This window comes from Pantoea sp. B_9, assembly GCF_008632015.1.
GTDB lineage: Bacteria > Pseudomonadota > Gammaproteobacteria > Enterobacterales > Enterobacteriaceae > Pantoea > Pantoea dispersa.
Genome location: NZ_VWVL01000002.1, coordinates 83,791 through 105,493 on the forward strand (window position 1 = coordinate 83,791; position 21,703 = coordinate 105,493).

The following is a 21,703-nucleotide window of genomic DNA, read 5'->3' on the forward strand; positions in this document are numbered from 1 at the left end:
TCTCTCTTGCCAAGGCGTTTTCCCGCTATTCCGCGCGTGGTGGCTAAGCTGACGCGGAAAAAGTGAGGAAAATTATTTTTTTATGCCGACGTTTTGCCACCGCTGGCAGCAGAACGTCGTGTGCTATCCCCTGTCCACATAGCAATTGCTATGCCACTCCCTGACGCAATCGTTTCCGTTTCAGCGTGCCGTTGCGGCTAAGAAAATTCTGAACCAGAACGAGGCGCGATTATGGTGCATTGCACCACCTGCGCGCAAACGTTTTCCCGCCGTGCGCAGCCGGGGGTGAAATATTGCGGTAACGCACGCTTTCACACTCTGCCAGGCGATGGCGCTCACGTTTCTGCTGCGCGTTTCAGCAGCTTAAAAACGCCGGGTTACACTGCGTTTAACCCTTTCGCAACAAAAGAGGCAGTGCAATGAAGCCCGCGATTCTGGTCGTTGATGATGATCGTGCCATCTGCGAATTGCTGCACGATGTGCTGAGCGAACATGTGTTTACCGTTTATAGCTGTCATCAGGGGCGCGACGCCCTGGCGCTGCTGGCGCAGCATCCGGAAATCTCCCTGGTGATGCTGGATATGATGCTGCCCGATACCAACGGCCTGCTGGTATTACAGCAGATGCAGCGTCAGCGCCCTGAGCTGCTGGTGATCATGCTGACCGGCATGGGATCGGAAGCCGATATGGTGGTTGGGCTGGAGATGGGCGCCGACGACTATATCGCCAAACCCTTTAATCCCCGTGTGGTGGTGGCGCGGGCCCGTGCGGCGCTGCGCCGCTGCGGGCGACTGGCGCAGCCGGAAACGGTGATTGATGAGGGCTGGCAGTTTAATGGCTGGCGGCTGGATGATGTGCGTTGTCAGCTGTTCAATCCGCAGCGTGAAAGCGTGCCGCTCACTCAGGGCGAATACAGTCTGCTGCGCGCGCTGGTCGGCCACGCGCGTAAAGTCCTGACGCGCGACCAGCTGCTGGAGCTGACCCACAGCGAGAGCCTCGACGTGTTCGATCGCACCATTGATGTGCTGATTATGCGCCTCAGACGCAAAATCGAGGCTAATCCGCATCAGCCCATCCTGATCCGCACCATTCGCGGACTGGGCTATGTTTTTTCCGCCGATGTGATGCGCCCGTCCGCCGCGGCGCGCGAAACGCAAATCGCCTGATCCATCCAGCGCTGCATCTCGCTCAGTGGCCGGATGCCGTCCAGCGCGTTGGCCGCATGCAGATTAAAGCTGGCGCAGGTATGGGCCAGCTTTAACGTCTGTTGCAGGCTGTAGTTCTGATGGCTGGCGTACAGCACGCCGGCGCAGAAGGCATCGCCCGCCCCAACGCTGCCGACAATCTCCTCTGCCGCTAAGCACCAGGCGGGCTGCCACAGGCCGTCGCCCGCTGGCTGCTGGCCCCAGGCACCTTCCGGTGCATGAATCACCACGCGCTGGCGCACACCCTGCGCCAGCAGCCAGCGTGCCGCCGCAGCAAACGCCGCCGGTGACGCCAGCGTGCCACTGCTGCGCAGCTCGATGCCGGTGAGCGCCTGCGCTTCCAGTTCGTTAATCACCAGATAATCGAGCCAGCGCAGTGCCGGCTTCACCAGCGCCTGATACTCGCCGGCGCGCGAAACCAGATCGAGCGAGGTGAGATAGCCGCGCTGCTGCATCTCCGCCAGCAGCCGGGCGCTGCGGGTACCGTACTGCGCATCGGGCTGGTCGAGCTTATCCAGTAACAGCAGATAGCCGAGGTGGAAGATGCGGTGCGCGGTGGCGAGGTGAGCGAAGTGCGCCACATCGAGCTGCGCATTAGCCCCGCGCGCGTGAAAAAAGGTGCGCTGACCGTCCGGCGCGGTCATCACCTGCGTCATCGCCGTGGCTGCCGCACCGGTACGCTGTACGTGCTGACGATCCACATGATGTTCATCCAGCAGCTGCAGCAGGTAATCGCCGTCGCTGTCCTCGCCCAGCATCCCCACGGCGGCCAGCGGCAGATCGACCTGCATGCGCGCCAGGGTAAACAGCACATTCAGTGCCGCACCGCCGCTGCATTTCTCGCTGTGGCTAATCTCCGCCAGCCAGCCCTGTTCTGGCCAGTGGCTGATGCGCTGCACGTGATCCACCAGCATGTTACCCGCCGCCAGAATGCCGTTGCGTGCTGCCATGTCAGGCCCTCCCGGCGCTGCCAAACACCTGCATCTGCTGGGCCACAACGCTGGCGATGTCGCGTTCAACCGCCATTAACAGTTCGGCGAACGAGTCGTAGCGCGCGTCGCGCTGGGTGATTTGCGTTTCAATCGCCCCGAGCGCCGCCTGCGACATACCGGTGTAGAAGTTGATTTTGTGGATGCCGAGGCTGATGGCGCGGCGGAAATCGGCGTCGCTGATGCCGGAACCACCGTGCAGCACCAGCGGAATGCCGGCCGCTGCGCGAATTGCCGCCAGACGGTCAAAATCAAGCCTGGGCTCGCCTTTGTATTTGCCGTGCGCGTTGCCGATGGCCACGGCGAGGCAGTCGATGCCGGTTGCCTGGACAAATTCCGCCGCCAGCGCCGGGTCGGTGAATTTATTGCTGTCCGCTTCGCCAAACAGCGCGCCCCCCTCATCGCCGCCCACGGCGCCCAGCTCAGCCTCGACCGAAATGCCCAGCGCGTGACACATTTTCACCACTTCCCGCGTCTGGCGAATGTTCTCGTCATAGCTCAGGGTTGAACCATCGAACATTACCGAGGTGAAGCCGAGGCGAATTGCCCGCATCACTGCATCAAAATGCAGGCCGTGATCGAGGTTGAGCACCACCGGGATGGCGTGCAGCGCCGCTTCGGCACGGATAGCGGCGATCAGCGGTTCCAGGCTGACGTATTTAAAATGCACCTCGGCAATGTTGATGATAAACGGCGAACGCTGCTGTTCCGCCGCATGGAACAGCGCGCGCAGAAAGTGGGTGTCGAGAACGTTGAACGCGCCGAGCGCGTAACCGTGCTGCTGCGCATGGGCGAGGCCCTGCGCCAGAGAGATCAGTGCCATGGAACACTCCTGTTATGCCAGCCAGCGGTGATATTCGTTACACAGCAGCCAGCGCGGCGCTTCATCCTCATCAATCGGATTAAAGCGCGCCAGCGGGGTAAGAAAGACGTTGTCGTGCTCATCGTCATTGGGCATGGAGACTTCGCCCACCAGCACATCGCCGTAGCCGGTTTCGCCCCAGAAGCTGTGCCAGACACCGGGCAGTAACGTGACGCTCTCGCCGGGTGACAGCCGCAGCTGGGAACCGGCGGCATGGGTCTGGCAGATGCCATCCAGCGTGACCTGTACCGGCGAATCCGCCAGCCGATCGCCGTCGCGATTGTGTAGCGTGACAATCAGGTTGCCACCGCCGCGGTTGATAATGTCTTCCATTTTTTGCGGATGATAATGCATCGGCGTCACCTGCCCTTCGCGCACGTGCATGATCTTCTCCGCATACGGTTTGCCCCACGGCTGTCCGCCGCGTGAACCGTTGCGCAGGGTAAACAGCGTCAGGCCGGTCTGGCTGAAATCATCGGCACCAAAACTGGTGACATCCCAGCCGAGATGCAGCGCCAGCAGTTCGGCAGCGGCTGAGGTGTCCAGCTCGCGCCACTGGCTGAGACCGTAATCGGCCCACGGCGGCAGATGCACATCCTGCCGCAGAAAGAATTCGCGGGTCAGTTGCAAAATCGCGTTAACTTCGGAACGTTGCATAGCTGCGTCTCCGGCGGGCGTCGCGGCGCGCAGTGTGCACCGCGACGCCCGTGTGGCTTATTTCACCGTCCAGCCTTTGTAGCTGCTGACATTGTTACGATCGATCAGCGTTACCGGAATCAGCACCGGCTTATCCGGCGCTGGCTTGCCCTGCAGGATGTCATAGCCAATCTCAACTGCTTTGGCCGCCATCACCTGCGGATCCTGGGCTGGCGTTGCGACAAACAGCGAGCCTTTGCGCTTCAGCGCCTCTTCGCCGTCTGGCGATCCATCGACGCCGACGATAAAGAATTCGCTACGCTGCGCCTGTTTCGCCGCCAGATCGGCACCGATAGCGGTAGGATCGTTGATGGCGAACACGGCATCAATCTTCGGATTGGCCGACAGCAGACCGGTCATCACTTCCAGTCCGCCTTCGCGACTGCCTTTGGCGTTCTGGTTGTAAGAGAGCAGTTTGATATCCGGGTGGGTTTTCAGCTCATTCATGCAGCCTTCCACGCGGTTCTGCACCGCTGACACCGGTGGTCCGTTGATGATGACCACGTTGCCTTTGGCTTTCAGGCGGTCGGAGATGTATTTACAGGCCATGGCCCCGGCCTGGGTGTTGTCAGAGGTGATGGTGGCATTGGCACCGTCCGCGGCCACGTCCACCGCTACTACCACGATGCCGGCATCACGCGCCCGCTTCACCGCCGGCGCGATGCCTTTGGAGTCGGCGGCGTTGAGGATGATCATGTCCACTTTAGCGGCAATGAAGTTGTCAATCTGCGCCACCTGCTGGCCAAGATCATAGCCGCTGGAGACCAGCGTCACGTTGACCTTATCGCCCGCCAGCTGACGCGCCTTGAGCTCCGCCCCTTTGGTGATCTGGACGAAGAACGGGTTAGCCAGATCGCCCACCGTCACGCCGATGGATTTCAGTTCTTTGGCCTGCACAAATGGCGCACTTAACAGTGTCGCGGCCAGCAGTCCGGTGATAATCGGATTAAAACGCATAGTCGATGTTCTCCTGCTTTTTTGGTTTTATGCCCTGATTGCCTTTGCCCTCACCCTGGCCCTCTCCCGCCCGCGAGAGAGGGAACCGTTCTGCGTGGTGTTCAGGTGAAGCACTTGTTTTCTAAATCTTCTCTCCGGACAGCCCCCTCTCCCGCGAGCGGGAGAGGGTTGGGGTGAGGGCCAGGGCCAGCGCCCGCCACTCACCCCACGTGATGCCGTGTACGGTACTTATCGATCAGCACCGCAATAATGATCACCCCGCCCTTAATCACCAGCTGCCAGAAGTACGACACGCCCATCAGCGTCATGCCGTTGTTCAGCGTGGCGATAATCAGCGCGCCAATCAGCGTGCCGGTAATGGTGCCAATGCCGCCGACAAAGCTGGTCCCGCCCAGAATCACCGCGGCGATCGCGTCCAGCTCATAGCCCACGCCAAGGTTGCCGTTAGCGCTGTACAACCGCGATGCGCTCATCAGGCCACCCAGCCCGGACAGCAGGCCGCTCATGGCGTAGACAAACACCAGCACCGCACCGACTTTGATGCCGGTCAGGCGCGCTGCCTGCATGTTGCCGCCCACCGCATAGATGTGCACGCCAAGCGTGGTGCGACGCAAAATAAACCAGCACAGCGCAATCACCGCAAACGCAATGATAATCAGCCACGGGATCGGTCCGAGATAACCGTTGCCTATCCACTCAAAGTTGATGTCTGAATTGATTACCGTGGTGCCGTTAGCCAGCAGATAGGCCGCCCCGCGCAGCGCGGTATAGGTGCCCAGCGTGACGATAAACGGCGGCAGGCCCGCCCAGGCGACCAGAATGCCGTTGAACAGCCCCATGATCAGCCCGGCTCCGAGCGCGGCGGGGATGGTCAGCCCGGCAAACGCCGGATCGAGCGACACCACCATCGCCACCACCGCCGTGGTGCCCAGCATTGAGCCAACCGACAGGTCAATACCGCCGGTGAGAATGACAAACGTCATGCCCGCCGCCAGCACAATGTTGATGGAGGCCTGACGCGTGATATTCAGCAGGTTAGCTTCGGTAAAAAAGTTCGGAGCGACAAAGCCAAATACCGCCACGATCAGGATCAGAATCGGCAAGATACCCACGGTTTGCAGCAGGTCACTCATCAACGCACGTTTTAGCGTTGGACTTTTTACGCGTGCGGTTTCACTGGTCATTCCCGTCTCCTCAGGCCTGGACCGGCTGCGCGCCGGTGGCCAGTGTCATTATGTTTTCCTGGCTAATCTGCTCGCCGCTCAGCTCGCCGGCGATGGTGCCTTCGCGCATCACGTATACGCGGTCACTCATGCCCACCACTTCCGGCAGCTCGCTGGAGATCATCAAAATCGCCACGCCCTGCTGCGCCATCTGGTTCATCATGCGGTAGATTTCACTCTTGGCGCCGACATCTACGCCGCGCGTCGGCTCATCCAGAATCAGGATGCGCGGCGCTATCGAAACCCAGCGCGAAATCAGCAGCTTCTGCTGGTTGCCGCCGGATAAGCCGCCAGCGCGCACCTGGGCGTGCGGCACGCGGATATTCAGTGATTGAATCGCCTCGCTGGCGATCTTCTGCCCTTTGCGCCGGTTAAGCAGGCCGTAGCTGGCATCGCGCTCAAGCGTGGCCATCACGATGTTTTCCTGCGCCTCCAGTTCCAGAAACAGCCCCTGCTCTTTGCGGTTTTCGGTCAGGAAACCGATGCCGCGCGCAATCGCGTCTCGCGGCGAGTGAATCTGCACTTTTTCACCGTCGATCCAGATTTCCCCGCCGGCTGGCTGATGCACGCCAAAAATCAGCTGCGCCAGCTCGCTGCGGCCGGCACCGACCAGTCCGGCCAGTCCGACGATCTCCCCGGCGCGCACCGCGAGGCTGCTGGGATGCACTTTGCGGTTGTCGGTCAGATGATTTACCGCCAGGCGAATTTCGCCGAAGGTAATGGCGCGATCTTTGTTGAACAGATCGCTGAGCGGACGGCCGACCATCATGCGCACCAGTTCGCTGGCGTTCAGCTGTTCGCGCGTCAGGCTGCCGACGTACTGGCCGTCGCGCAGCACGCTGACGCGATCGGAGAGTTCATACACCTCCGCCATGCGGTGGCTGATGTAGATGATCGCCATGCCTTCGCTGCGCAGGCGTTTGATCAGCGCAAACAGCTGTTCGGTTTCGCGATTCGAGAGCGCAGCGGTGGGTTCGTCCATCACCAGGATGCGGCTGTTGCGATGCAGCGCGCGGGCAATTTCCACCTGCTGCTGTTCGGCGATGCTCAGGCGACTCACCAGATCGGTGGCGCTGAACTGCGCGCCAAGGCGGTTAATCACCTGCTGCGCTTCTTCCGCCATCTGGCGACGCTTCACCAGCCCGCCACGGGAAATTTCACTGCCGAGAAAGATGTTTTCCGCCACCGTCAGATTCGGTGCCAGGTTGATTTCCTGATAAATCAGGGTGATCCCTGCCGCCAGCGCCTCTTTCGGGCCCCGGATGGCGTAGGGTTGACCATCGATAAGAATTTCCCCGCTGCTGGCGGTATACGCGCCGGCCAGAATCTTCATTAAGGTACTTTTACCGGCACCGTTTTCGCCCATCAGCGCGTGCACTTCACCCGGCCAGACGGTCAGGTCGACGCCTTTCAGCGCATAGAAGCTGCCGAAGCGCCGGGTAATTGCCCGCATTTCTAATATCGGTGTCGCCGCCATCTTCAGGCTCCTGCTGCCAGTGGATAGCCGCGAGTTAAGCAACGCCAGATAAATGGAAAATGTCAGACGCCGTTCATATTTGTCATATTGCGCCCCGGCCGCGCTTCTATACTCGCCGGAGTTGAGCGGTGAGGAGCGGCAGCAATGAGTCACAGTCTGCACTGGCACGCCGGCGCGCGCGGGCGCCTGCTGATGTTTAACCTGCTGGTGGTGAGCGTTACGCTGGCGGTGAGCCTGGTGGCTATTTTCGGTTTTCGCCACGCCGGTCACATTCAGGAGCAGGCGCAGGCACAAACGCTGGCCGATATGAACGGCAGCCTGGCGCTGGCGCGTGATACGGCCAATGTCGCCATCGCCGCGGTGCGGCTGGCGCAGGTGGTGGGCGCGCTCGAATACCAGAGCGAGTCGGCGCGTCTGCAGCAGACCCAGCAGGCGCTGCAGCAGTCGCTGAGCCAGCTGGCCAGCGCGCCGCTGGCCGCACAGCAGCCGGCGCTGCTGGCACGCATCCGCGAGCGCAGCCAGATGCTGGAGCAAAGCATCAGCCAGCTGCTGCTGGAGGGGCATCAGCGCCATTTACAGCGTAACGTGATGCTCAGCGGCCTGTGGCAGGCGCAGCTGCTGCTCAACCGTATCGACCTGCTGGCCAGCGACGGCGCGTTTCTGCCGCTGCGCCAGCAGACGGCCGCGCTGTTAACCGTGGCAATTCAGTCCGCCACGCCGCAGGCCGCAGTGCAACAGCTCAACAGCGTGCTGCCGATCTGGTCTGCGCTGCCGCTGCAGGGCGTGCTGGCGATGCAGCGCGCGCGGCTGGTCAGCACCTGCCAGCAGCTGCTGCCGGTGGCCGATCAGCTGGAGCAGAGTGATATCGCCATCGCCTACGCCACGTATCGCATCAAGGCGCTGGTGGCGATGCTCAACGAAGACATCACCCACTACGTTCAGCTGGTGGCGCAGCAGAGCGATGCGCGCAGCGCCACCGCTCATCAGGAACTGGATTCGATCATCGGTTTCATCGGTCTGTTTATGCTACTGGCGCTGCTGATTACCGGTTACGCCGGTTACTACATCTACCGCAATCTCGGTTCCAGCCTTACCGCCATCGCGCACGCCATGACGCGGCTGGCGCAGGGGGAGAAAAGCGTCAGCGTGCCCGGCCTGGCACGGCGCGATGAGCTGGGCGATCTGGCGCGCGCCTTTAACGTGTTCGCCCGCAACACCGCTTCGCTGGCGCACACCTCGCAGCTGCTGAAAGAGAAAAGCAACCAGCTGGAATCGACCTTCCTCGCCATGCGCGACGGCTTCGCGCTGTTTGATAACAGCGGGCAGCTGGTGGTGCGAAGCCCAGCAGTACGCCGAACTGCTGGGCTTCGCACCGCGCGAGCTGCATCGCGGCATGCACTATCAGCGTTTGCTCGATCGCGTCGATGTGCAGCTCAGCAGCCTGCACGACGCGCAGGAAGTGAGGTTACCGGATGGCCGCACGCTGGAACTGCGCTTCAGCCCGGTGCCGCGGCGCGGCATGGTCAACACGGTGCTGGAGCGCACCTCGCGTAAGGCGCTGGAAGCGGCACTGCTGCACAGCCAGAAGATGAAAGCGGTCGGTCAGCTAACTGGCGGCCTGGCGCACGATTTCAATAATTTGCTGGCGGTGATCATCGGCAGCCTGGCGCTGACCGTCGATCAGCTGCCGCCCGGCACGCTGGCCAGCCGCATTGAGCGCGCGCGGCTGGCCGCCGATCGTGCCGCTCAGCTGACGCAGCGTCTGCTGGCCTTCTCACGCAAGCAGGCGCTTTATCCGCGTGCCGTTGCGGTGGTGGAGCTGGTGGAAAATCTGCAGTCGCTGCTGCAGCACTCCCTGCTGCCCGGCCAGCATCTGGTGGTGGATGCGCAGCGCCCCGGCTGGCCGGCGTGGATTGATGCCGGCCAGCTGGAGAACGCCCTGATGAATCTGGTGGTGAACGCGCGCGATGCCATGGAGCGCCAGAGCGGCGAGATCCGCCTGCGCATCTGGAATCAGCGAATTCAGGAGGCTGATGGCAAGCGCGACCGCGTCACCATTGAAGTGATTGACCACGGCTGCGGCATGTCCGCCGAGGTGCGGGAACAGGTGTTTGAACCCTTCTTTACCACCAAAGCCACCGGCAGCGGCAGCGGGCTGGGGCTGTCGATGGTGTACGGATTTGTGCGCCAGTCCGGCGGACAGATCGAACTGGAGACCGCGCCGGGCCAGGGCACCACGGTGCGGCTGCTGCTGCCGCGTGCGCCGGAAGCCGCGCAGCCGCTGGTGAGCGCGCCGGTGCTGACGCCACGTGCCAGCCGCGATCGGCTGATCCTGGTGCTGGATGACGAGCCGGCGGTGCGACAGACGCTGTGCGAACATCTGCATCAGCTGGGTTATCTGACGCTGGAGTGTGCTGACGGCGAGAGTGCGCTGACGCTGCTGCGCCAGACGCCGGATATCGATTTGCTGATCAGTGACCTGATGCTGCCGGGTGCCCTGAACGGTGCGGATGTGATTCGTCAGGCGCAGCAGCAGTGGCCACAGCTGGCCACCCTGCTGATCAGCGGTCAGGATCTGCGCCAGACGCCGGTGACGCTGCCGCTGTGTGAACGGCTGGCGAAACCCTGGCAGCAGGCGCAGCTGGTGCAGGCGCTGGAGCGCGCCTGGCAGCGCAGTGAACGGCTCAGTCGCGCGCGGCAGGCTGCCACAGCGGCACCCCTTTCCCGGTGATGTAGCGTTTACGCAGCCGGCTGGAAATGGCGTCCATCACCATCACCACGACCACCAGAATCACGGTCAGGAACATCACCACATCCCAGTTCCACAGGCGCATGTTTTCGGCGTAGACCAGCCCGACGCCACCGGCGCCGACAAAGCCCAGCACCGCCGCCGAGCGGGTGTTGGACTCAATCTGATACAGACTCAGCGCGAGAAAGGTGGGAAACGATTGGGTAAAAATGCCGTAACGGTGTTTTTGCAGGCTGTTGGCCCCCACTGCGCTCAGGCCGCGACTGGGTGAGCGTTCAACCGCTTCATGCCCTTCGGCATACAGCTTGCCCAGCAGGCCGATGTCCTGCATCACAATCGCCAGCACCCCGGCCAGCGGCCCCATGCCTACCGCCCGCACGAAGATCAATCCCCAGATGGCCATGTCGATGCCGCGCAGCACATCCAGCAGCCGGCGCACCAGCAGCGATATCGGCCGCGTCAGCGGATCGTGCATCACATTGCGCGCCGCCAGAAAGGAGACCGGCAGCGCGATGGCGGTGGCGGTGAGCGTGCCGGCAAACACGATAGCCAGCGTGATGCCGACCTGCGAGAAATAGTAGCCAAACGGCCAGTTGACGAAATCCTGCCAGACGAACATGCGCAGGAAATAGCGTCCGAGCTGCTGGCAGCCGATGGCAAAGCGCTGCCAGTCGATGCCGAACACGCTGAAGAAGAACAGATAGTAGAGCACCAGCGCCAGCGCAATCAGCGCGATGCGGCGCAGATAACGGTTTTGCGCGGCAAACAGTGCAGCGTGCTGCTGTTTCAGTTTCGCCACGTCGGGCGCTAAGGCGATCATTTTACGTCTCCTTCTACCACACGGCGGCGCAGCCAGCCGGATAGCGTATCCAGCAGCGACACCACCACGATGATCAGCAGCAGCGTCATGCTGACCTGATCGTAGCGATCCAGTTTGATGTTGGTCATCAGCTCCTGACCGATGCCACCCGCGCCCACCAGCCCGAGGATGGTGGAGGAGCGGAAGTTAATTTCCAGCCGCATAAAGCTGTAGGAGAGAAAGGTCGGTTTCACCTGCGGCCAGAAGGCGAAGCGCATACGCTGCAGCTTGCTGGCACCACAGGCGGCGAGACCGCGCACCGGTTTATCGGAGGCGCTCTCAATTGATTCGTAGAACAGTTTGGTCAGACTGCCGATGGTGTGCAGCGCCAGCGCCAGAAAGCCGGGGATGGCACCGATGCCGAACGCCATCACGAACATGACCGCCCACGCCAGCTCCGGCATGGTGCGCAGGAAGGCAACAAAGGCGCGAATCGCCATGCGCAGGCTGCGCGGCGTCTGGGTGTTATCAGCGGCGAAAAACGCCAGCACGGCGGCGATCAGTACCGCAATCAGGGTGGAGGACAGCGCCAGCTGCAGGGTTTCCCAGATCAGCGGCAGCTGAAAGTGCAGGCGATAGCCCCAGTAAGCCAGCGAACCCTCGGTTTTGACGTCCGCGAACAGCAGCGGCAGGTGCAGCACCGGCAGCGTCGCGCCGATGTAGTCAAAGAAGTGAGGCAGCGATTGCCAGACCGTGACCAGGTTGAATTCCGCCACGTTGCCGGCCGCGAGATAGAGCGCCACCAGCAGCAGCGACCACAGCAGCGTGTCGCGCTTTTGCTGGCGGCGAATACGTTGGTAGTAGTGTTCGAAATCGGTCAAGGGAGAGATCCTTTGTTGATGCCAGCAGGGTAATCAGGTCGCCATAAATGGCGACCCTACAATATTGTCTGCATGGCGTCGTAGGGTGCGCATTGATGCGCACCTTGCCACGCGTTGCCCTGAGCGGTTACCCGCGAGCACCCTTCATCAGGTCGCGCTTCATATCGATGATATTCTGGTAATCCGCGACGCTGGCGGCGCCGATGTGCTGGGCGCCGCCCACCGCTTTAACAAAGCAGCTGTGATCTTCTTTATCCAGCTTTTTGATCGCGGCCACCACTTTCGCTTTGAAGTCAGCGGGCAGGTTATTACTCACCAGAATCGGGCCGTTAGGAATCAGCGGCGACTGCCAGATGATGCGGATCTGCTTCATCAGATCCGGGTGATCCATACGAATCAGACGACCAAAGGCCCCCGAGGTATAACCACTGTTGTAATCGCCAATCAGCGACGTCCAGGTCACCGCGCCGTCGAACTGGCCGTTCAGCACGCCGAGGATGTCCTGCTCGTGGCCACCGGAAAACGTCACGCTGGAGAAGGTGTTGTTGTACTTATCATCCACCGTACCGCCAAACTCTTTCTTAAAGGCCTGATTCGGCATCAGGAAGCCGGAGGTGGAATCCGGATCGGCCATGCCAAACGATTTACCTTTCAGATCTTCCAGCTTCTTATACGGGCTGTCGGCTTTGACGATCACCACCGAGTGGTAACCTTTCGAGCCATCTTTGTCATCCACCACGATACCGACGATATCCACGGCCTTCGGGTTTTGCAGATAGACCGAGGCGTAAGACGCCGGCGACATGCTCAGCACCATATCGATCTTGTTGCCCAGCAGTCCCTGAATCACGCCGGCATAGTCAGACGAGTTGCGCAGTTGCGTATCCACGCCCAGTTCTTTGTCGAAGAAGGTTTTCACACACTGGTTATCGCCAATCTGCTGGGTGGCGTTCTGCCCGCCCAGAATTCCCAGGTTCAGCTGTTTCGGTGCATCCGCTGCGTTAACGCCAAAAGCCATCAGAGCGCCTGTCAGTAAAGCTAAAGCAGTCAGTTTCATTGTGAGATTTTCTCTTGCCGTGGGAGTTAGTGGAGCTGGTTAATTTCGTCGCCGTACAGCGCATGCAGCAGGCTGTCGGTCAACTGAGCGGGATGGCCGTCAAACAGCACTTTGCCGCGCTGGATGCCGATCACCCGGGTGCAATACTGCTGCACAAGTTCAATTGAGTGCAGGTTGACCATCACGCTGATGCCCTGCTCGCTCACCTGGCGCAGCACATCCATGATGCGTTTGGTATTTTTGGGATCGAGTGACGCCACCGGCTCGTCGGCCAGCAGGATTTTCGGGCGCTGCATCAGCGCGCGGCAGATGGCGACGCGCTGCATCTGGCCGCCGGACAGATTCTCCGCCCGCTGCAGCGCCTGCGGCAGCATGTTCATCCACTGCAGCAGTTCAATCGCCTGCGCACGGTCGGTGTCGGAGAAGATTTTGAAAAAGGATTTCAGCGTTGAAGTCTGGCTGAGCCGGCCCAGCAGCACGTTGGTCAGCACGTCGAGGCGCGGCACCAGGCAGAAGTCCTGAAAGATCATGCCGCACTCGCTGCGCCATTCGCGCATCTGCCGGCTGTTGAGCGTCACCACATCGCGGTCCGCCTCGCCGTGACGCATGCTGAGAATCGCGCCTTCGCTGCTGGCAATGGTGCCGTTCAGCATATGCAGCAGGGTCGATTTGCCTGCGCCCGAGCGGCCGATTACCGCCACCAGCTCGCCCGCATGCAGATCGAAACTGACATCATCCAGCACGCGGTTATCACCGAAGGCTTTGCACAGCCCCTGCACCGACAGCACCTTGTCGCCATGGCGCTGGGCAGGATGTGCATTGTCGACGACGGTTTTGAGTAGTGCCTGTGCCATGTTGCGCTCCATCTCTTCTGAGGTGTTGATTGCCCGTTATTACGGACACTGGCGATGAAGGTCTGATGACAGAACCATGATTAAACGGTGACAGCGTCGCGCAAACCGACAGCAAACTGCTGGCCATCGAACGGTAGGCTGACGTTTTCCGGTAACCCATTGTCCAGCAACCAGTTATCCATCTCATGTGACAGGTGCACCAGCCATGCCTGGCGCGGAGCCAGCCGGGCCACGATGTCCAGTGCGCGGGTAACGTCGTTGTGATTACCCGCCGCGGCGCGCGGCGCATCGTTACAATCGATCACCAGCTGATCAAGCGGCTGGCCCTGCAGGAAATCGGCGGTGTCCGGCGGCAAACCACAGGTGTCGCACAGCCACGCCAGCCGCGTGCCATGCCAGTCGAACAGGTAGCCGTAAGTCAGCCGCGAATGCTGCAGTGGCAGCGCCGTCACCTGCAGGGTGCCGAAGCTGTGCGCGACAAAAGGCGTCAGCGCCGGGCGAAACGCCAGCAGGCCGGGATGCTTAAACAGATCGTCGCAGCCCTTTTCATCCGGTGGCGCCCACACCGGAATCGGCGCGCCCCGGCCCCAGCGCAGACTGAACAGGCCGGCCACGTGATCCATATGGAAATGCGTCAGCAGAATGCGGTTCAGCTCACCGGGCTGGAAGCGCTGATGCAGATCGGGCAGACCGGCATCGAGCAGGATGCGCTCGCGACCGGTGTCGATCAGCGCGCTGGTGGCGTGACGCGCATAGCGTGGCTGCTGCCGGGCGCGTTCACAGGCGCGACAGTCGCAGCCGAACAGCGGCGCGGCCTGCACGCCGCCCGTACCGAGAAAGGTCAGATTCATGGCGGATGCTCCAGTAACTGGCGCAGCTGATGGAGCGTGTCGATCAGCGCGCCGTCGTTGTTGAGCGCGTGGCAGTGGGCGGGCAGCGGTTCTGCCGCACGCGCCAGCCGTCGCTGAATGTCAGCTTCACTTTCGCGTCCGCGCTGGCGCAGCCGTGCCGCCAGCACGGCCGGCGAGACCTGCAGCACCAGCGGCAGCAGCTGCTCGCCGTAGTGCTGACGCACGACTGGCAGATGCAGACGTGAACCGTTGACCAGCACGTTGAGACCGCGCGCCAGCCAGTGGTCAATCTCCTCGCCGAGCGCGTAGCTCAGGCCGTGTGCGCGCCAGCTGATGGCAAACAGGCCGAGCGCTTCACGCCGGCGGAATTCGGCTTCGCTCAGCGCCACGTGGTTTTCACCGCCGGCATCAGCCGGCCGCGTGATATAGCGATGGGCGATCACCAGCTTGTCCGGCGGCGCCTCGCGCAGCGCGTTCAGCAGGCTGTCTTTACCCGAGCCCGAGGGCCCGGTCAGCCAGATGAGGCGCGCCATCAGAACACCAGCCTGCCCTGTGACCAGACGTGGCGAATGTGCACATGACCGTGATCGGTGTGTGCCAGCACCAGGTCGGCGCGCAGCCCTTCCGCAATCGTGCCGCGATCGTGCAGGCCAATCGCCTGTGCCGGGTTGCGCGTGACCAGCGCCGCCGCCTGCGGTAGCGTCAGCGCATTACGCTCGTCGGCCACCAGGCGGAATACCGCATCCAGCAGGCTGGCCGGATAGTAATCCGACGAGAGGATGTCCAGCAGGCCGTGGCTGGCCAGCTGCCACGCCGCGACATTGCCGGAGTGCGATCCGCCGCGCACAATGTTGGGCGCGCCCATCAGCACCCGCATGCCGCAGTCGCGCGAGGCGCGAGCCGCTTCAAGCGTGGTGGGAAACTCGGCAATGGCGCTGCCCACCGCGTGTGACTCCGCGACATGCGCCGCCGTGGCATCATCGTGGCTGGCAACCGGAATACCGCGCGCCTGGCACAGGCCAGCGATGGCGTTGCGGTTCGGCGTGGAGAATTCGGCAGCCAGCGCCAGCTGTTCGCGCTCAAACTGATCCATCTGCTCATCGTTGAGCTGATATTTGCCCTGATAGTAGGTGCGGTACATCTCCAGCGACGCATACTGGCGCTGACCCGGCGAATGATCCATCAGCGACACCAGCGACAGCTCCGGGGTGCTCATCAGCGCTTCGAACAGCGGCAGCGTGGTGTGGTGCGGCAGCTCACAGCGCAGGTGCAGCTGGTGGTCGGCGCGGTTAATGCCCTTGCGGTTGCTGTCCTGAATCGCCGTAATCATTTTGCTCAGGTTTTCAAGGCGATGACCGCCGTCGCGCACGTCACCGACGCCGATGGCATCCAGCACCGTGGTGATGCCGCTGGCGACCATCAGTGCATCGTGGCTGCTCATCGCCGAATGCGCCGGCCAGTCGACTTTAGGCCGTGGCGTAAAGAATTTATCGAGGTTGTCGGTATGCAGCTCGACCAGCCCCGGCAGCAAAAACGCGTTCCCGCCGTCCAGTGCGCCCGGCTGCTGACTGCCGCTGTCGCTGAAGCTGGCGATCCGGTCGCCGCGCATCTCCAGCGATCCGCTGACGACCTCATTTTCCAGCACCAGCCGGACATTATTCACGATCATGCCTGTTCTCCTGTGTGCAGCGGCTGCATGACGTGCAGGCGGTCGGCCACCCGGGCGCGCACCGCTTCGTCATGGAAAATACCTACGATAGCGGCGCCGCGGGCGCGCGCCTGTTCAATCAGCTCCACCACCGCCGCGCTGTTAGCGCTGTCGAGTGACGCCGTGGGTTCATCCAGCAGCAGCACCGGATAGTCAGCGATAAAGCCGCGTGCGATGTTGACGCGCTGCTGTTCCCCGCCGGAGAAGGTCGAGGGGGCCAGCGACCACAGGCGCTGCGGCACGTTAAGACGCGTCAGCAGTTCGCGGGCGCGCTGTTCACAGCGGGCGCGTTCGACGCCGCGCTCCAGCAGCGGCTGCATCACGATCTCCAGCGTCGGTACGCGCGGAATCACGCGCAGAAACTGGCTGACCCAGCCGACGGTGTCACGGCGGATCGCCAGCATCTGACGCGCCGGTGCCTGTGCCAGATCGACCCACTGGCCGTGATGCTGCAGCCAGATGTGGCCGCTGTTGGCCTGATAGTTACCGTACAGCGCACGCAGCAGCGTGGATTTACCGCTGCCGGAACGCCCGTGCAGCACCACGCATTCGCCGGCGGCCACCTCAAGGCTGGCGTGCTGCAGCACCGGCAGCTCGGCGCTGTTCTGGTTGTGCAGCACAAAGGTTTTGCTGAGATTCTCTACGCGCAAAATGGGTTGCATGTTGATGTCCTGATAATGATTCGTGCAGCCGCACGTAACCGTAGCGGCGCGATTTATCGCGCATTTAACAGCAACGCTCGCTGTTCAACTGAGCGCAATAAATTGCGCCGCTACGATTGGTGCACACCTCATGAGTAGTGCGCATTAATGCGCACCGCCAGCGTGTTCTATGCCAGCACCGATGAAACCAGCAGCTGGGTGTACGGATGGTGCGGATCGTCGAGCACCCGGTCGGTGAGCCCGCTCTCCACCACTTTGCCCTGCTTCATTACCAGCAGGCGGTGCGCCAGCAGACGCGCGACGCCCAGATCGTGGGTGACGATAATCACCGCCAGATTCAGCTCGCGCACCAACGTGCGCAGCAGATCCAGCAGGCGCGCCTGCACCGAGACATCCAGCCCGCCGGTCGGCTCATCCATAAACACCAGCGTCGGCTGCGTCACCAGGTTGCGCGCAATCTGCAAACGCTGCTGCATACCGCCGGAAAAGGTGGTGGGCAGATCGTCGATGCGGTTAGCCGGGATTTCGACGTCCTGCAGCCAGCGCAGCGCCTCGTTGCGGATGTCGCCGTAATGGCGCTGTCCAATCGCCATCAGACGCTCACCAATATTGCCGCCCGCCGTCACCTGCGGACGCAGGCCATCCAGCGGATGCTGATGCACCACGCCCCACTCGGTGCGCAGTAACCGCCGGCGCTCGCTCTCGCTGAGCTGATACAGATCGCGGCCGCGGTAAAGAATGTTGCCCTGCTGGGGCGCCAGACGCGCCGACAGGCTGCGCAGCAGCGTGGTTTTCCCCGAGCCGGATTCACCGACAATCCCCAGCACCTCTCCGGGATAGAGCGCAAAACTGACGTCTTCAAAACCTTTGCCCGGCGCGTAGAGGTGCGTCAGGTTATTGACCGCGAGCAGCGGCTGTTCACTGTGCATGCTGTTGTTCCTGCTGCTGGTGGCAAAAATCGGTATCGGAGCAAACAAACATGCGCGTACCGGCATCATCCATCACCACTTCGTCGAGATAGCTGTGGCGCGAACCGCACAGCGCACAGGGTTGTTCCCAGCTCTGCACGCTGAACGGATGATCGTCGAAATCAAGACTTTCCACTTTGGTGTAGGGCGGCAGCGCATAAATGCGTTTTTCACGTCCGGCACCAAACAGCTGCAGTGCCGGCATCATGTGCATCTTCGGGTTGTCGAATTTGGGAATCGGCGACGGATCCATCACGTAGCGATCGTTAACCTTCACCGGATAGGCATAGGTGGTGGCGATATGGCCGTAGCGGGCGATATCTTCATACAGCTTGACCTGCATGATGCCGTACTCCTCCAGCGCGTGCATGGTGCGGGTTTCGGTCTCACGCGGCTCAATAAAGCGCAGCGGCTCCGGGATCGGCACCTGGAAAATCAGCACCTGATCCTCTTCAAGCGGCGTCTCCGGAATGCGGTGCCGCGTCTGGATCAGCGTGGCGTCCTTAGTGGCTTCGGTGGTTGCCGCCCCGCTGACGCGCTGGAAGAAGCGCCGGATAGAGACCGCGTTGGTGGTGTCATCCGCGCCCTGATCGATCACTTTCAGCACGTCGCTGTCGCCAATAATGCTGGCAGTGATTTGAATGCCGCCGGTGCCCCAGCCATACGGCATCGGCATTTCGCGGCCGGCAAACGGCACCTGATAGCCGGGGATCGCGACCGCTTTCAGAATGGCGCGGCGGATGGTGCGTTTAGTCTGCTCATCCAAGTAGCCGTTGTTGTAGCCGGTTAACTCACTCATCATTCTGCTCCTGATGCTGTTGGCGCAGCCGCTGTAGCAGCTCCAGCTCCGCCTGGAAATCCACGTAGTGCGGCAGTTTCAGGTGCGAGACAAAGCCGGCGGCTTCGACGTTATCGGCGTGCGACAGCACGAACTCTTCGTCCTGTGCCGGCCCGGCAATGCGCTCCTGATACTCGGGTGCCTGCAGCGCACGGTCCACCAGCGCCATCGCCATCGCCTTACGCTCTGCGCGTCCGAACACCAGACCATAGCCGCGGGTAAAGTGTGGCGCGCTGTCGCCCTGGGTGGTGAAGCCGTTGACCATTTCGCATTCGGTCAGCAGGATCTCGCCGATTTCAATCTCAAAACCCAGCTCTTCGGGGCAGATCGACACGCTGAGATAGCCGGTGCGGATTTCACCGGCAAACGGATGGTTGCGGCCATAGCCGCGCTGGGTCGAATAGCCAAGCGCCAGCAGAAACCCCTCGTCGCCGCGCACCAGCTGCTGTAAGCGGGCGGCGCGTGACGCCGGATAACCGGGCGGCTGGCGCGTGATGTCGCACGGCTCGCTGCCGTCATCCTCTTCACGCGCTGCCAGCCCTTCACGCATCATCATGCTGAACACATGCGGGCAACGCTGCGCCAGCGCCTGATCGTCACGCGCGGCGGCCGGCGTTTCGCCGTTGGCCAGCAGGGTAAAATCCAGCAGGCGGTGGCTGTAGTCATAGGTCGGGCCCAGCACCTGGCCACCGGGCAGATCTTTGTATACTGCCGAGATGCGGCGCTCGATGCGCATTTCCGCGGTTTCCAGCGCCAGGCTGTCCGCGAGGCGCGGCAGCGTGGTGCGGTAGGCGCGCAGCAGGAAAATCGCCTCGACCAAATCACCACTGGCCTGTTTGATGGCTAAGGCCGCCAGCTGTGTGTCAAAGATGCCGCCTTCGGTCATCACCCGGTCCACCGCCAGCCCCAGCTGTTGCGCCACCTGGTCGCAGCCCAGCTCCGCCACGCTGCGATCGCCACGGCGCAGATCGGCCTGCAGCTGATGGGCGCTGGCAATCGCCTTTTCGCCCCCTTTCACGGCTACATACATCAGCACACCTCCACGTCGGTGGTGCGTGGCAGCGCCATCATCGCTTCACCGCAGGTGAAAATCAGATCCACCCCCTGCGGGAACGGATGCGGGCGCTCACGCAGGTAGGTCATAATGGCGGCCGGCAGCTGCGGCGCGATGGCGCGCGGCTCACGCAGGCCGGGCCCGGAGAGGCGCAGCGTCAGCCCGCCGTTGAGCGACGGCACTTCGACAATCAGCGTGGTGCTCTTCTCAGGGGACAGATTGTCACCGGCGGCGAAGCAGGCGGGATCGGGATTGGCCGCCGCGTGGGTCAGCGCAAACGGGGCATCGCGCTCATCGACAATCGGTACGCCGGTGTGAAAGCGCAGGTTGCTGCGCACGATATCGCTGTCCACACGGCGATCCAGCCACAGCGCGCTCTCCTGATCGACCAGCGTCAGCAGCACCGCCGTTGCGGCCGGGGAGAGATCGCCCCAGCCCTGCGCCAGCGGCAGCGAGACCATCACGCCCGGGTCGCTCATCGCTTTGAGAATGCGGCGGAAGGCGCGCTGGGCGTCGGCAACCGGATGGTTAAAGCTTGCCAGTAATGTCATTCGTTATCTCCGCGAACCAGCGTAAAGAAATCCACTTTGGAGCTGGCGATTTCCCGTGCGCGCAGCTGGCGCTGCTCTTCACGCAGTGCCGCCAGCGGGGCAATAATTTTTTCCTGCAGCAGCGCCTGGGTTTCCGGCTTTTGCAGCAGCGCATCAATCAGCGCGCAGCGTTCGGCATGCGCCTTATCGCGCCCCAGCACATAGCTAAAACCCAGCGTGCCATCGTGCAGTCTGATCACCGCGCGGGTGACGGTGGCATCGCCCATGACGAAGCGTTTCCCGCTGCCGCCCATGCGCGCCTGCAGACGGGTTAAACCGGTTTCCGCCGGGCGCAGGCGCTCGAAGGCGGGTGTAAGCTGTAGCGACTGCCAGTGGCTGGCCAGCGCGCTGGCTTCACTGTGCGCCAGCACCGAAAGCCAGTGCTGACGGGCGGTTTGCTGTTTCATTGGTGCTCCAGGGTGAGTTCAATCATGTCGCCACGCGTCAGGCTGACGGAGTACTCCGCCACCTGACCGTCCGGCTGTGTATTCAGGGTGCGCACGCACAGCAGCGGCGCGTGCAGCGTAATCTCCAGCTGTTTGCACTCTTTGGCCTGTGCGCGGCGGGTACTGATGCGGGTCTGACGGCGGCTCAGCTGCAGGCCGAGCTGCTGCTGCATGAAGTCGTGCAGGGAACCGTGCTGGAACGTCTGCAGCGCCGGCCACCAGCGCAGGTCGGGCAGATAGTGGTTGATCACGCACACTGGCACGCCGTTGACGCGGCGCAGGGTGCGTAAATGAATGACGCTGGCGCCCTCGTCACTGCCCAGCGCGGCAGCCACGTCGCTGCTGGCCGGACGCAGTACCGCCAGCAGCCGTTCGCTGGTGGGATGACTGCCCTGCTCCAGCAGGTTCTGGCTAAAGCGCGCCTGGGCATGCAGCGGGTAGTCGTACGGGCGCATCAGCACCAGGATGCCGACGCCATGGCGCCGCTGCAGCAGGCCTTTGTTCACCAGCTCATCCACGGCCCGGCGCAGCGTGTGGCGATTGACGGCATAGTAATCGGCCAGCTGCTGTTCAGACGGCAGATAATCGCCGCAGCGATAGCGCTCCTGCAGCGCCTGCTCCAGCTGGGCGGCAACCGCCTGATAGACAGTGGTCGGATGTCTGGATATCTCCATCACGCTCAATACCTCATTCGCTTCAGGTTGAGGGGCGCAGCAAAAGAGGCTGCGGAATGGCGACTACAGTGCGGGAGACAGATGACAGTGCCGTGACGGCTCAGTGACGTGCGGATGAATTTGCTTTAAGGCAGCAGGATGGCAGCCAGACGGCGACCAATTC

At 62.2% G+C, this 21,703-nt stretch carries 21 protein-coding genes and 1 pseudogene; 2 read left to right on the top strand and 20 right to left on the bottom strand.

Annotated features, from left to right (window positions below):
- Positions 1–419: 419 nt before the first annotated feature.
- On the top strand, positions 420–1,166 hold the full coding sequence (locus F3I21_RS07270; RefSeq protein ID WP_021509816.1) for a response regulator: 747 nt from the start codon (positions 420–422) through the stop codon (positions 1,164–1,166).
- Here F3I21_RS07270 and F3I21_RS07275 read toward each other — a convergent pair.
- The 6 genes from F3I21_RS07275 to F3I21_RS07300 form a co-directional block, all read right to left on the bottom strand.
- Positions 1,103–2,155: a carbohydrate kinase family protein gene (locus tag F3I21_RS07275; RefSeq protein ID WP_150058615.1), complete on the bottom strand. Its 1,053-nt coding sequence runs from the start codon at positions 2,153–2,155 to the stop codon at positions 1,103–1,105. The genes F3I21_RS07270 and F3I21_RS07275 overlap by 64 nt on opposite strands.
- A gap of 1 nt (position 2,156) precedes the next feature.
- Positions 2,157–3,017: a ketose 1,6-bisphosphate aldolase gene (locus F3I21_RS07280; RefSeq protein ID WP_150058616.1), complete on the bottom strand. Its 861-nt coding sequence runs from the start codon at positions 3,015–3,017 to the stop codon at positions 2,157–2,159.
- A 12-nt stretch (positions 3,018–3,029) separates the two neighbouring features.
- Positions 3,030–3,713 carry a D-lyxose/D-mannose family sugar isomerase gene (locus tag F3I21_RS07285; protein ID WP_150058617.1) on the bottom strand — a complete coding sequence of 228 codons (684 nt, stop codon included), beginning with the start codon at positions 3,711–3,713 and terminating at the stop codon, positions 3,030–3,032.
- Positions 3,714–3,770: 57 nt separating this feature from the next.
- On the bottom strand, positions 3,771–4,709 hold the full coding sequence (locus tag F3I21_RS07290; protein ID WP_150058618.1) for an ABC transporter substrate-binding protein: 939 nt from the start codon (positions 4,707–4,709) through the stop codon (positions 3,771–3,773).
- Between the two features lie 200 nt (positions 4,710–4,909).
- On the bottom strand, positions 4,910–5,893 hold the full coding sequence (locus tag F3I21_RS07295) for a COG4158 family protein (RefSeq protein WP_021509811.1): 984 nt from the start codon (positions 5,891–5,893) through the stop codon (positions 4,910–4,912).
- Positions 5,894–5,903: 10 nt separating this feature from the next.
- Positions 5,904–7,409: a sugar ABC transporter ATP-binding protein gene (locus F3I21_RS07300; RefSeq protein ID WP_150058619.1), complete on the bottom strand. Its 1,506-nt coding sequence runs from the start codon at positions 7,407–7,409 to the stop codon at positions 5,904–5,906.
- Positions 7,410–7,553: 144 nt separating this feature from the next.
- On the opposite strand from F3I21_RS07300, the pseudogene F3I21_RS07305 reads away from it, so the two are divergent.
- Positions 7,554–10,140, top strand: a pseudogene (locus F3I21_RS07305) (ATP-binding protein).
- Here F3I21_RS07305 and phnE (F3I21_RS07310) read toward each other — a convergent pair.
- The 14 genes from phnE (F3I21_RS07310) to phnF all read right to left on the bottom strand — a co-directional run bounded on the left by phnE (F3I21_RS07310) (position 10,094) and on the right by phnF (position 21,540).
- Entirely contained in the window at positions 10,094–10,978 is an 885-nt protein-coding gene (gene phnE / locus F3I21_RS07310) for a phosphonate ABC transporter, permease protein PhnE (protein WP_150058620.1), read from the bottom strand. The pseudogene F3I21_RS07305 and the gene phnE (F3I21_RS07310) sit on opposite strands and share 47 nt — an antisense overlap.
- The gene (gene phnE, locus F3I21_RS07315) at positions 10,975–11,838 is read right to left on the bottom strand and encodes a phosphonate ABC transporter, permease protein PhnE (protein ID WP_058757354.1); all 864 of its coding nucleotides are present in this window, start codon (positions 11,836–11,838) and stop codon (positions 10,975–10,977) included. The genes phnE (F3I21_RS07310) and phnE (F3I21_RS07315) overlap by 4 nt, the downstream gene beginning before the upstream one ends.
- 127 nt (positions 11,839–11,965) lie before the next feature.
- On the bottom strand, positions 11,966–12,895 hold the full coding sequence (gene phnD, locus F3I21_RS07320) for a phosphonate ABC transporter substrate-binding protein (protein WP_031280167.1): 930 nt from the start codon (positions 12,893–12,895) through the stop codon (positions 11,966–11,968).
- Between the two features lie 26 nt (positions 12,896–12,921).
- Positions 12,922–13,749: a phosphonate ABC transporter ATP-binding protein gene (gene phnC, locus F3I21_RS07325; protein ID WP_021509805.1), complete on the bottom strand. Its 828-nt coding sequence runs from the start codon at positions 13,747–13,749 to the stop codon at positions 12,922–12,924.
- An 80-nt stretch (positions 13,750–13,829) separates the two neighbouring features.
- Positions 13,830–14,600 (bottom strand): phosphonate metabolism protein PhnP, encoded by a 771-nt coding sequence (gene phnP / locus F3I21_RS07330; protein WP_150058621.1) that lies wholly within the window; start codon positions 14,598–14,600, stop codon positions 13,830–13,832.
- Positions 14,597–15,133: a ribose 1,5-bisphosphokinase gene (gene phnN / locus F3I21_RS07335; RefSeq protein ID WP_104188816.1), complete on the bottom strand. Its 537-nt coding sequence runs from the start codon at positions 15,131–15,133 to the stop codon at positions 14,597–14,599. Before phnN ends, phnP begins: the two co-directional genes overlap by 4 nt.
- Entirely contained in the window at positions 15,133–16,269 is a 1,137-nt protein-coding gene (phnM, locus tag F3I21_RS07340; protein WP_058774782.1) for an alpha-D-ribose 1-methylphosphonate 5-triphosphate diphosphatase, read from the bottom strand. The genes phnN and phnM overlap by 1 nt, the downstream gene beginning before the upstream one ends.
- A complete protein-coding gene (gene phnL, locus F3I21_RS07345) occupies positions 16,266–16,970 on the bottom strand; it encodes a phosphonate C-P lyase system protein PhnL (RefSeq protein WP_021509801.1) in 705 nt (234 codons plus the stop codon). The genes phnM and phnL overlap by 4 nt, the downstream gene beginning before the upstream one ends.
- A 167-nt stretch (positions 16,971–17,137) precedes the next feature.
- Positions 17,138–17,899: a phosphonate C-P lyase system protein PhnK gene (gene phnK / locus F3I21_RS07350; protein WP_021509800.1), complete on the bottom strand. Its 762-nt coding sequence runs from the start codon at positions 17,897–17,899 to the stop codon at positions 17,138–17,140.
- On the bottom strand, positions 17,889–18,737 hold the full coding sequence (locus tag F3I21_RS07355; RefSeq protein WP_021509799.1) for an alpha-D-ribose 1-methylphosphonate 5-phosphate C-P-lyase PhnJ: 849 nt from the start codon (positions 18,735–18,737) through the stop codon (positions 17,889–17,891). Before F3I21_RS07355 ends, phnK begins: the two co-directional genes overlap by 11 nt.
- Positions 18,730–19,806, bottom strand: a complete 1,077-nt coding sequence (locus F3I21_RS07360; RefSeq protein ID WP_150058622.1) for a carbon-phosphorus lyase complex subunit PhnI — start codon at positions 19,804–19,806, stop codon at positions 18,730–18,732. Before F3I21_RS07360 ends, F3I21_RS07355 begins: the two co-directional genes overlap by 8 nt.
- The gene (gene phnH / locus F3I21_RS07365) at positions 19,806–20,381 is read right to left on the bottom strand and encodes a phosphonate C-P lyase system protein PhnH (RefSeq protein WP_150058623.1); all 576 of its coding nucleotides are present in this window, start codon (positions 20,379–20,381) and stop codon (positions 19,806–19,808) included. The genes F3I21_RS07360 and phnH overlap by 1 nt, the downstream gene beginning before the upstream one ends.
- A complete protein-coding gene (gene phnG, locus F3I21_RS07370; RefSeq protein WP_150058624.1) occupies positions 20,378–20,827 on the bottom strand; it encodes a phosphonate C-P lyase system protein PhnG in 450 nt (149 codons plus the stop codon). Before phnG ends, phnH begins: the two co-directional genes overlap by 4 nt.
- Complete coding sequence (gene phnF, locus F3I21_RS07375; protein WP_150058625.1) at positions 20,824–21,540, bottom strand: phosphonate metabolism transcriptional regulator PhnF; 717 nt, start codon at positions 21,538–21,540, stop codon at positions 20,824–20,826. Before phnF ends, phnG begins: the two co-directional genes overlap by 4 nt.
- Positions 21,541–21,703: the final 163 nt, after the last annotated feature.